General features: G+C 71.2%; 9 protein-coding genes and 2 tRNA genes. 6 read left to right on the forward strand and 5 right to left on the reverse strand.

Translation table 11 applies throughout. The annotated features are described in order from the left end of the window. Positions 1–15: 15 nt before the first annotated feature. From ACLQ28_RS16080 to ACLQ28_RS16100, 5 genes are read left to right on the forward strand one after another with little or no spacing between them, the layout of a single operon-like run. Positions 16–744, forward strand: a complete 729-nt coding sequence (locus tag ACLQ28_RS16080; protein WP_425687069.1) for a 2-phospho-L-lactate guanylyltransferase — start codon at positions 16–18, stop codon at positions 742–744. Positions 745–792: 48 nt separating this feature from the next. Beyond that, positions 793–990, forward strand: a complete 198-nt coding sequence (locus tag ACLQ28_RS16085; protein ID WP_425687070.1) for a cold-shock protein — start codon at positions 793–795, stop codon at positions 988–990. A 54-nt stretch (positions 991–1,044) separates the two neighbouring features. Further along, positions 1,045–3,417, forward strand: a complete 2,373-nt coding sequence (locus tag ACLQ28_RS16090) for an RNA degradosome polyphosphate kinase (protein WP_425687071.1) — start codon at positions 1,045–1,047, stop codon at positions 3,415–3,417. A gap of 24 nt (positions 3,418–3,441) precedes the next feature. Then, the gene (locus tag ACLQ28_RS16095; RefSeq protein ID WP_425687072.1) at positions 3,442–4,962 is read left to right on the forward strand and encodes a CHAD domain-containing protein; all 1,521 of its coding nucleotides are present in this window, start codon (positions 3,442–3,444) and stop codon (positions 4,960–4,962) included. Next, positions 4,950–5,828: an NUDIX domain-containing protein gene (locus ACLQ28_RS16100; protein ID WP_425687073.1), complete on the forward strand. Its 879-nt coding sequence runs from the start codon at positions 4,950–4,952 to the stop codon at positions 5,826–5,828. The genes ACLQ28_RS16095 and ACLQ28_RS16100 overlap by 13 nt, the downstream gene beginning before the upstream one ends. A 323-nt stretch (positions 5,829–6,151) precedes the next feature. On the opposite strand, the gene ACLQ28_RS16105 is transcribed toward ACLQ28_RS16100, so the two are convergent. The 3 genes from ACLQ28_RS16105 to leuC all read right to left on the reverse strand — a co-directional run bounded on the left by ACLQ28_RS16105 (position 6,152) and on the right by leuC (position 9,089). Continuing rightward, positions 6,152–6,868, reverse strand: coding sequence for an HU family DNA-binding protein (locus ACLQ28_RS16105; RefSeq protein WP_425687074.1), 717 nt, complete (start codon positions 6,866–6,868; stop codon positions 6,152–6,154). Between the two features lie 172 nt (positions 6,869–7,040). After that, positions 7,041–7,628: a 3-isopropylmalate dehydratase small subunit gene (leuD, locus tag ACLQ28_RS16110; protein ID WP_425687075.1), complete on the reverse strand. Its 588-nt coding sequence runs from the start codon at positions 7,626–7,628 to the stop codon at positions 7,041–7,043. Between the two features lie 15 nt (positions 7,629–7,643). After that, positions 7,644–9,089: a 3-isopropylmalate dehydratase large subunit gene (gene leuC / locus ACLQ28_RS16115; protein WP_425687076.1), complete on the reverse strand. Its 1,446-nt coding sequence runs from the start codon at positions 9,087–9,089 to the stop codon at positions 7,644–7,646. Between the two features lie 49 nt (positions 9,090–9,138). Here leuC and ACLQ28_RS16120 point away from each other — a divergent pair, with 49 nt between their 5' ends. Next, entirely contained in the window at positions 9,139–9,825 is a 687-nt protein-coding gene (locus ACLQ28_RS16120) for an IclR family transcriptional regulator (RefSeq protein ID WP_110562481.1), read from the forward strand. A gap of 194 nt (positions 9,826–10,019) precedes the next feature. On the opposite strand, the gene ACLQ28_RS16125 is transcribed toward ACLQ28_RS16120, so the two are convergent. Together ACLQ28_RS16125 and ACLQ28_RS16130 are read right to left on the reverse strand one after the other, a co-directional pair. Further along, positions 10,020–10,092, reverse strand: a tRNA-Glu gene (locus ACLQ28_RS16125). Positions 10,093–10,241: 149 nt separating this feature from the next. Continuing rightward, positions 10,242–10,314 (reverse strand) — tRNA-Glu (locus ACLQ28_RS16130). Positions 10,315–10,319 lie beyond the last annotated feature (5 nt).

A 10,319-nucleotide genomic window follows, 5' to 3' on the forward strand; every position in this document is an offset into this window, starting at 1 on the left:
GGCAGGATGGCGGGCGTGAGTCAGCCGAGATGGACCGTGTTGGTGCCGGTGAAGCATCTGGCAGCGGCCAAGAGTCGGCTGCGGGGCGCGCTGCCCGGCGTACCGCACGAGGAACTGGCGCTGGCCCTGGCGGCCGACACGCTCCGCGCGGTGCTGGCCTGTCCGGCGGTCGCCGAGGCCCTGGTGGTGACCGACGACACCCGGGTGGCGGCGACGGCGCGGGCCGCCGGCGCGCGGGTGCTGCCCGACGGGCCGGACGCCGGCCTGAACGCCGCGTTCCGGCACGGTGCCGCCGGGGCCGCCGCGGAATGGGTGGCCGCGCTCACCGCGGATCTGCCGGCGCTGCGCCCGGCCGAACTGGCCGACGCGCTGCTCGCGGCAGAACTGGCCGGCGCGCTGCTCGCGGCAGAGCTGGCCGGCGCGCTGCTCACGGCCGAACTGGCCGGCACGCTGCTCGCGGCAGAGAACGGCCGACCTGCGGTACGCCGTTTCGTACCCGACGCACCCGGCAGCGGCACGACGCTGCTCACCGCCCCTCCTGGCGTACCCCTGGACCCTCGCTTCGGGGTGGGCTCGGCGGTCGCGCACGCGGCCAGCGGGGCGCTGCCGCTGAGCGGCGACTGGCCCAGCCTGCGCCGGGACGTGGACACCGCCGCGGACCTGATCGCAGCCACCCGGCTCGGGCTGGGGCCGCGCACCGCCGAACTCGTCGCCGCCACCCGCCCGGCCCGCGCCGCGGGGTGATTAGCCCGGCCCGCTCTGCGGTCTGACCCGCGGGTGTACGGTGCCTGCATGCAGGGCACGGTGGCCAGCTACGACGCGGCGACACGCAGCGGTCTCCTGCTGCTCGACGACGGCACCGAGATGCGCTTCCCCGCCCGAGCCTTCGATGCCTCCGGGCTGCGGCTGCTCCGGCTCGGTCAGCGGGTTCACATCGACACCGATCCCGACGGCGAGGTCGTCCGGGTGACATTGCCGACGATGATCTGAGCCAGCGAGCCCAAGTTCATTTTGCGTTTACCGTAATCGGGTGATTATGAGCGGGTGAGCACCCCTCGCGAGCAACCGGCCCACCCGCCCGCCACCGACCTCCGCAACGGCTCCCGCGTACGCGGCACCGACGGCCGCTTCCGCCCGTCCCGCGCAGAACGTGCCGGTGCCGCCCGCGCCGACACCCTGGCCGACGACCCCGGTGCCGCCTCCACCGGGCTGGACGAGGTCCTCGACCCCGGGCCGACAGCTGCCGAGGAGACGAACGGCCCGACCACCGGTGACGTCCATCAGGTCCTGCCGAGCGACCTACCGACAAACGCCGAGAAGGAGGACGAGGACGACGAACCGCCGGCGGCCCCGCCGCTGCCGGAGGACCGTTTCCTCAACCGGGAGCTCTCCTGGCTCGACTTCAACGCTCGGGTGCTCACCCTGGCCGAGGATCAACGCACCCCGCTGCTGGAACGGGCCAAGTTCCTGGCGATCTTCGCCAGCAACCTCGACGAGTTCTACATGGTGCGGATCGCCGGGCTGAAGCGGCGGCTCTCCGCCGGCCTACCGGTGCGCGGCGGGGACCGGCTGCCCCTGCGTACCCAGTTGGCGCTGATCGCCGAGCGGACCGCTGAGCTGGGTGCCCGGCACGCCGCCTGCTTCGTCGACGACGTGCTGCCCAAGCTGGCCGACGAGGGCATCCGCATACTTCGCTGGGCTGAGTTGGGCGACCCCGAGCGGGAACGGCTGCGCACCTACTTCCGGGAGCACATCTTCCCGGTGCTCACCCCGCTCGCCGTGGACCCGGCGCACCCGTTCCCGTACATCTCGGGGCGGTCGTTGAACCTGGCGGTGGCGGTTCGCGACCCCGATGGCGGCTCTGAGCTGTTCGCCCGGGTGAAGGTGCCCAACAACGTCCCCCGCTTCGTCCGTGTGGACCGGGACCAGCCGGGCGTACGGATGCTGCCGGTCGAGGATTTGATCTCGGTGCACCTGGGCCAGTTGTTCAGCGGCATGCAGGTGGTCGAGTGCCACCTGTTCCGGGTCACCCGCAACGCCGAGGTGGAGGTCGACGAGGACCGCGACGAGGATCTGCTCCAGGCGCTGGAGCGGGAGCTGGCGCGGCGGCGGTTCGGCCCACCGGTCCGTCTGGAGGCGGCCGCGTCCATCTCCGACCACATGCTGGAGTTGCTCGTTCGCGAGCTGGACATGAACGACCAGGACGTGCTGCGGGTGCCCGGGCTGCTGGACCTCTCCGCGTTGTGGCAGGTCTACGGTGAGGCCGACCGGCCGGACCTCAAGGACCCGCCGTTCGTGCCGTCCACCCACCCCCGGCTCGCCGAGGGCGAGGTGCCGCGCAGTGTCTTCTCGACCCTGCGCGACGGGGACATCCTGGTTCACCACCCGTACCACTCGTTCGCGACGAGCGTGCAGCGCTTCATCGAGCAGGCCGCCGCCGACCCCAACGTGCTGGCCATCAAGCAGACCCTCTACCGGACCAGCGGCGACTCCCCGATCGTCGACGCGTTGGTGGACGCGGCCGCCGCCGGCAAGCAGGTGGTGGTGCTGGTGGAGGTGAAGGCCCGTTTCGACGAGGTGGCCAACATCGGCTGGGCCCGCACGTTGGAACGCGCCGGCTGCCACGTGGTGTACGGCCTGGTCGGCCTGAAGACGCACTGCAAGACCGCGCTGGTGGTCCGCCAGGAGGGCAACCAGATCCGCCGCTACTGCCACATCGGCACCGGCAACTACCACCCGAAGACCGCCCGGCTGTACGAGGACTTCGGCATGCTCACCGCCGACCCGGAGATCGGCGCCGACCTCACCGACCTGTTCAACGTGCTCACCGGGTACAGCCGGCAGACCGCGTTCCGGCGGTTGCTGGTGGCCCCGCAGGGCATCCGCAGCGGCCTCATCGAGCGGATCGAGCGGGAGATCTCCCACGTCCGACTGGGCATGCCTGGCCTGGTCCAGTTCAAGGTCAACTCGCTGGTCGACGAGGGGGTGACCGACGCGCTGTACCGGGCCTCCCAGGCCGGCGTGCACGTCGACCTGCTCATCCGGGGCATGTGCACGCTGCGCCCGGGGGTGCCGGGGTTGTCGGAGAACATCCGCGTCCGCTCGATCCTCGGTCGTTTCCTGGAACACTCGCGGGTTTTCCGGTTCGGCAACAACGGCGAAGCCGAGTTCTGGATGGGCTCCGCCGACCTGATGCACCGCAACCTCGACCGCCGGGTGGAGGCGCTGGTGCAGGTGACCGACCCGATCGCCCGCGCCGAGCTGGACCACGTCCTGACCGCCGCGATGAGCTCCGACGTGGACGCGTTCGAGTTGGCCGGCGACGGCACCTGGACAAGGCGCACCGGCAGTGACGACGCCGCCCGGGTGCATCTGCAGGAACTGCTGCTGCACCGCGTCGGTGGCACGGCCAGTTGACCGATCAGCGCATAGGCTGAACCGATGGTCGAGGAGGAGCAGAAGTACGAGGTGGACGGCGCTTACGTGCTACCGGACCTGACCGCCACGTCCCCGGCCGGGGGCCAGGTCCGGGCGCTGCCACCGGTGACACTTGTCGCCCGTTACCTCGACACGGTCGACCTCCGGCTGGCCCGCGCCGGTGCCTCGCTGCGCCATCGCCAGGGCGACGAGTTGCCCTGGACGGTGAAGCTGCCGACCGGGACGCCGGGTGTCCGGCACGAGGTCTCCCGCCCCGGGCCGGTGGGCCAGCCACCGCCGGACCTGGTGGAGTTGGTCACCGTTTTGCACCGTGGGGCACCACTGGCTCCGGTGACGGTGGTGCGGACGGTCCGGCGCGCGTACGAGGTGTGTGACAAGGCTGGCACGGTGCTCGCCGAGGTGGTGGACGACCGGGTGACCGTGCTCGACGACGCCGGTGCCACCACTGGCACGTTCCGCGAGCTGGAGGTGGAGCTCAAGGCCGGCGACCGGAAGCTGCTCGACCGGGTTGGCGCTGCGCTGCGCGAGGCTGGCGCCGAGGGCGGCTCGTTCACCCCGAAGCACGTACGGGCGCTGGGCGCGACGGCGCAGGCCGATCCAGACCTGGTCGCGCCGGCAGGGCTGGCCGCCGAACCGAGCGCCGGCGACGTGGTGACCGAGGCGATCCGTAAGGAGATCCGCCGGCTGCTGGCGCACGACCCGCTGGTCCGGCTGCGCGCCCCGGCGGCCGGTGGCGACACCGCCGTGCATCAGATGCGGGTTGCCTGCCGACGCCTGCGCAGTGATCTGCGCACCTTCAAACCGCTGATCCGCAAGACCTGGTCCCGTCCGCTGCGCGACGAGCTGCGTTGGCTGGCCGGTGTCCTCGGCGCGGCCCGCGACGCCGAGGTGCTGCGCAAACGGCTGCGCAAGACCGCGAGCGCCGACCCACTCAGCCCGCTCGACCAGGGCGCGGTGGACCGGCTGGACGAGGTGCTCGCCGTACGGCAACGGCAGGCACTCGCCGCCGTCGACGAGGCGCTGCGCTCCACCCGCTACCTGGCCCTGGTGGACAGCCTGGTGCTGGCCGCCCGCGCGCCCCGGCTCACCCGCGGGTCGGCTGCCCCCGCAGCGGAGGCGCTGCCGGCGCTGGTGGCCCGGCCGTGGAGGCGGCTGACCGGGCCGGAAGGCGTCGACGGGCTCGACGCGCAGTCGCCGGACACCCGCTGGCACGCCGTGCGCAAGGAGGGCAAACAGGCCCGGTACGCGGTGAATGCCGTGGCACCGACCGTCAGCAAGGGTGCACGTCGGCTTTCCCGCGCCCTCGCCGGTGTGCAGGACGTGCTCGGCGAGCACCAGGATGCGGCCGTGGCAGCGGACACCTGGCTGGAGATCGCCGCCGAGCGGCCGGACGACCACGAGCTGGCGGTCACCGCCGGGCGGCTGGCCGAGCGCGAACGCGGTTCGGTGCGGCGGATGCGGGATCTCTTCCCGGCTGCCTGGCACCGGGCCACCCGGCGGCGGCGGACCAGTTGGCTGCCGTGACCGGCATCCGGGCGGCTGGCGGGGTGGCCTGGCGGCCGACCGCCGACGGCGTACGCGTCTGCGTGGTGCACCGCCCCCGCTACGGCGACTGGACGCTGCCGAAGGGCAAGCTGGAGCCGGGCGAGCATGCGCTGGCCGCAGCGGTCCGTGAAGTGGCCGAGGAGGCCGACGTACGGGGCGTACCGCAGGTCCGGTTGCCGTCGGTGCGCTACCGCAGCGAGGGGCAGGCCAAGCTTGTCGACTACTGGTCGATGCTCGCGGTGGCAAGCGGCGGTTTCCAACCCGACACCGAGGTGGACGACCTGCGCTGGCTCCCGGTGGACGACGCCATCCGGTTGGTCAGCTACCCCCATGACGCCGAGGTGCTGGCGGCGTTCGCCGCACTGCCGTCGGTGACCGCGACGGTCGCGCTGGTCCGGCACGCCCACGCCGGTAAGCGGGCCACCTGGTCCGGCCCGGACGTCGGCCGCCCACTGGACGCCGAGGGTTGGGCCCAGGCGACCGCGTTGGCCGGCCTCCTCGCCCTGATCCGGCCGGCCCGGCTGGTGTCGGCGTCACCGCGCCGCTGCGTGCAGACACTGGACCCGACCGCCGCGCTGCTCGACCTGCCGATCGAAATCTGCGGCGACCTGGACGAGCCGCAGCCCGGCCAGCAGGGTGACGAGCAGATTCTGGCAACCGCCGCCCGACTGTTGGAGCTGGCCAGCGGCGGTGGGCAGGTGGCGGTGTGCAGCCAGGGAAAGGTGCTGCCGGGCGCCCTGGAGCGGTTGACCGGCCGCACCGACGAGGACTTCACCACTCCCAAGGGTGGCGGTTGGTTGCTCGCCTTCACCGGCGACCGGCTGCTGGCCGCCGACCGCCTGTAGAGCCGGCATCAAGTCGCAGTCCCGCCGGCATCGCGACTCGCATCCTTGATCGTTGGCAGCTGAGCGATTCGACACGCCGAGCACCGCCCTGCTGAGCTGCCACCGATCTCCGCGACTGAGCAAGGCAGGCGCCAAGGCCCACGGCGGCGAGCAGGATGGCCGGGAGGAGCAGGTCACCCCGGTTGAGGGCGAACAGCACCGCGCCGGCCAGCAGCGCCACCGGCCCGTACGCTCGGCCCCACCGCTGCGGCGGCCGGGTCGACGGTCCCCGTACACGGAAAGGGCGTCCACCCACGGGTGGACGCCCTTTCGCAGAGGGTTGGTCAGCGCTTGCTGGCCGCCTTCTTGGCTGGAGCCTTCTTCGCCGGCGCCTTCTTGGCCGCCGTGCTCTTGCTCGCCGCCGCGGTGGTCTTCTTCGCCGCGGTCGACTTGGTCGCCGCGGTGGTCTTCTTCGCCGCGGTGGTGGTCTTCTTGCTGGCGGCCGTCTTGGTCGCCGTGGTGCTCTTGCTCGCCTTGGCCGGGGCGGTCTTCTTACTGGCGGCCGTCTTGGTCGCCGTGGTGGTCTTGCTTGCCTTGGCCGGGGCGGTCGTCTTGCTGGCCGCCTTGGCCGCGGTTGCCTTGGTGCCCGCGGCCTTGGTGCCGGCGGCCTTGGTGCCGGTCGCCTTGGTGCCCGCCGCCTTGGTGCCCGCAGCCTTGGTGCCCGCCGCCTTGGCCGTGGCGGTGGCGGTGGCGGTCTTCTTCGTCGCCACCGTGGCCTTCGGCACCTTGCCGCTGGCCACCATTTCCTTGAACCCGGCGCCGGGGCGGAAGGTCGGGACTGATGTTTTCTTGACCTTCACCGCCTCGCCGGTACGCGGGTTGCGCGCTGTTCGCGCGCCACGCACACGCTTTTCGAATGCTCCGAATCCGGTGATCGCCACCTTCTCGCCCTTGGTGACCGCCGCCTGGACCTCGGTGAGGACCGCCTCGAGGGCGTTCGTCGCCGTCTTCCGGTCCCCCAGGCGAACGGCGAGCGCCTCGATGAGCTCGGCCTTGTTCACGACTTCCTCCCGATTGTGCAACTGACTCGTCGCGAGCCATTCTGCGCGCACCGTATGCCCTGTGCTGCCGCTACACAAACATTCGGTGGAAAAAAGCCCTTGTGTCGTAACGGATTCACCCCCACCGGTTGGACCGATGGGGGTGAAATCCGCTGTGCGGGCACGCGTACGGCTATGCCACGGAGGGCAGGAACGGCAGTCGCTGGGCCTCGTAGGAGTCGATGTCAGCGGCGTGCCGGAGGGTGAGTCCAATGTCGTCGAGGCCCTCCAGCAGCCTCCAGCGGCTGAAGTCGTCGAGCGGGAACGACCAGGTGGCATCCCCGGCGCGGAGCTGGCGGGCGGTCAGGTCGACGGTCACCGGCGTGGTCGGATCCTGCTCGACCAGATCCCACAGCTCTTCGACAGCTTTCAATTCCAACTCGACCGGCAACAGACCTTCCTTGAGTGCGTTGCCGCGGAAGATGTCGCCGAAGCGCGGCGCCACCACAGCGCGGAAGCCCCAGTCCCGTAGTGCCCAGACGGCGTGCTCCCGGGAGGAGCCGGTGCCGAACTCCGGGCCGGCGAGGAGGATCGACGCCCCCGAATAGGTGTCATCGTTGAGCACGAATGTTGGATCTTCCCGCCAGGCGCTGAACAGCCCGTCAGCGAAGCCCGTCCGGGTCACCCGCTTGAGGTACACGGCCGGGATGATCTGATCGGTGTCCACGTTGGACCGACGCAGCGGCACGGCGGTGCCGGTGTGGGTGGTGAACTTGTCCATCTCCTGGAGTCCCTTCTACAGATCGGCGGGGGCGGCCAGCCGGCCGACCACGGCGGTGGCGGCGGCGACCGGCGGGGAGACCAGGTGGGTACGCCCACCCCGGCCCTGACGGCCCTCGAAGTTGCGGTTCGAGGTGGAGGCGGAACGCTCGCCCGGCTTCAGCGTGTCGGGGTTCATCCCGAGACACATGGAGCAGCCGGCGAACCGCCACTCGGCCCCCGCATCCGCGAAGACCTTGTCCAGCCCTTCAGCCTCGGCGGCCTCCCGCACGGCGGCGGAACCGGGCACCACGAGCATCCGGACGCCCTCGGCGACCTGGTGGCCGCGCAGCACGTCGGCGGCGGCCCGCAGATCCTCCAGCCGGCCGTTGGTGCAGGAACCCACGAAGACCACGTCGATGGGCAGGTCCCGCAACGGGGTGCCGGGACGTAGGTCCATGTATTCCAGAGCGCGGCGGGCGGCGCTGCGCTCCGAGTCGGTGACGAAGTCCTCCGGGTCCGGCACGGGGGCGCTCAGCGGCGCACCCTGACCGGGGTTGGTGCCCCAGGTGACGAACGGGGTGATCCGGCTCGCGTCCAGGGTCACCTCGGCGTCGAAGCGCGCGCCCTCGTCGGTGGGCAGCGTCCGCCACCAGGCCAGCGCCGCGTCCCAGTCCGCGCCCTGCGGCGCGTTCGGTCGACCCTTGAGGTACGCGAAGGTGGTCTCGTCCGGCGCGATCATGCCGGCCTTGGCACCCCACTCGATGGACATGTTGGCGATCGTCATCCGCCCCTCCATGGAGAGGGCCTGGATCGCCTCGCCGCGGTACTCGACGATGTGCCCGCGACCCCCGCCGGTGCCGACCTGGGTGATCAGCGCGAGCACCAGGTCCTTGGCGGTGACGCCGGGGGCCAGTTTCCCGGTGACGTTCACGGCCATCGTCTTGGGCCGGCTCTGCGGCAGCGTCTGGGTGGCCAGTACGTGCTCCACCTCGCTGGTGCCGATGCCGAAGGCGAGCGCACCGAACGCGCCGTGGGTGGCGGTGTGCGAGTCGCCGCAGACGATCGTCATGCCCGGCTGGGTGAGGCCGAGCTGCGGGCCGATCACGTGCACGATGCCCTGGTTGTCGTCGCCGAGCGGGTGCAGCCGCACCCCGAACTCGGCGCAGTTGCGGCGCAGCGTCTCGATCTGCGTACGCGACGTCGGGTCCGCGATGGTGAGCAGGTCACCACGGCGAAGGCGGAACGCCGGGTCGGCGTACCCGGTCGGGGTGTTGTGGTCCTCGGTCGCGAGGGTCAGGTCGGTACGACGCACCGGGCGCCCGGCGAGCCGCAGCCCGTCGAAAGCCTGCGGGCTGGTCACCTCGTGCAGCAGGTGCAGGTCGATGAAGAGCAGGTCCGGTTCACCATCAGCGGACCGTACGACGTGCGCGTCCCAGACCTTTTCGGCCAGGGTCCTCGGCTCAGGAGTGACTCCCACCATCTGGACATCCTAAAGTTTGGGAGGTAAGTTTCGGCTTGTGGGACACAGTATGAGCGGTGTCGGCGTTCTCGACAAGGCGGTGGTCATCCTGGCCGCCTGTGTCGACGGCGCCAGCCTGGCCGAACTCGTTGATCGCACCAAGCTGCCCCGAGCCACTGCACATCGGCTGGCACAGGCACTGGAGATACACCGGATGCTGGTGCGGGACACACAGGGAAGGTGGCGCCCCGGCCCCCGTCTGGGTGAGCTGGCCAACGCCGCACCGGACGTTCTGCTGACCGCCGCCGAGCCGTTGCTGGCCGCGCTGCGCGACGCCACCGGTGAGAGCGCACAGCTCTACCTGCGCCGTGCCGACGAACGGATCTGCGTGGCGGCGGCAGAGCGCGCCAGCGGCCTGCGGGACACCGTTCCGGTCGGTTCGGTGCTGCCGATGACCGCAGGCTCCGCAGCCCAGATCCTGCTCGCCTGGGAGCCGCCGGAGGCGGTGATGCCGCTGCTGCCGCGCAGCAAGTTCACTGGCCGCACCCTCGCCGAGGTACGCCGCCGCGGCTGGGCGCAGAGCGTCGCCGAGCGGGAGGCCGGTGTGGCGAGCGTCTCCGCGCCGATCCGCGACCGCACCGGCCGCGTGATCGCCTCAGTGAGCATCTCCGGCCCGATAGAGCGCCTGGGCCGCCGCCCCGGCGAACGCCACGCAATGGCAGTAGTAAGAGCAGGCCAACGCCTCTCCGGCCTCTAACCCCCACCCCCACCCCCGCACCCCTCCCCCCACCCCTCCGCGGTGATCAAGAGGTTTGCGTCATGACACGCCGAGGCTGCTGACGCAAACCTCTTGATCACCGCGAGCAGAAGGGGTGGGGGAAGGGAGAAGGGAGAAGGGAGAAGGGAGAAGGGAGAAGGCTCGTCTCGCGAAGCGAGACGAGCCTTTGGTTGTAGCCCCGACCGGATTCGAACCGGCGCTACCGCCTTGAGAGGGCGGCGTCCTGGGCCACTAGACGACGGGGCCAGAACTTTCTGTTCACCGCCCTCGCGGGCGGCACGGATGTAGTCTAGCGGCACCGCCCGTTGGCACAATCACCGGGTGCGAGCCCCCGTGGCACCGGAGCAGACAACGAAACAGCCCGCCTCACCAGGTGAGACGGGCTGTGCACAATGTAGCCCCGACCGGATTCGAACCGGCGCTACCGCCTTGAGAGGGCGGCGTCCTGGGCCACTAGACGACGGGGCCAGAAC

It is taken from the genome of Micromonospora sp. DT201, from assembly GCF_049841575.1.
Classification (GTDB): Bacteria; Actinomycetota; Actinomycetes; order Mycobacteriales; family Micromonosporaceae; genus Micromonospora.